Source organism: Aequorivita sp. KMM 9714 (assembly GCF_011065475.1).
Taxonomy (GTDB): domain Bacteria; phylum Bacteroidota; class Bacteroidia; order Flavobacteriales; family Flavobacteriaceae; genus Aequorivita; species Aequorivita sinensis.
Genome location: NZ_JAAGRO010000048.1, coordinates 1 through 333 on the forward strand (window position 1 = coordinate 1; position 333 = coordinate 333).

Below are 333 nucleotides of genomic sequence, written 5' to 3' on the forward strand. Positions count from 1 at the left end.
CAGTTAACCTAGGCCCTGAAATAAATACAGAAGGAAGAGAATCTTTTCCTTTTGTAAGCGATAAAAACAACCTTTATTTCTCTAGTGATGGTCGGTCGGGTTTAGGAGGTTATGATGTTTTTGTTTCATCAATAGATGAAGAAGGAAAACTAGGAAGTCCAACAAATTTAGGAGCACCTACTAATAGTGCAAAAGACGACTTCGGTTTTATTATAGATGAAGAATCTAGAATAGGATATCTATCTTCTAATAGAGATGGAGATCGCGGAAGTGTTGATGATAATATCTACCTAGTACGGGAAAGTTGTACTATTTTAATAGAAGGAACAGTGT

At 35.4% G+C, this 333-nt stretch carries 1 pseudogene; it reads left to right on the forward strand.

Annotated features, from left to right (window positions below):
* A pseudogene (locus G3A46_RS14635) lies at positions 1-333 on the forward strand (PD40 domain-containing protein); the annotation flags it as partial.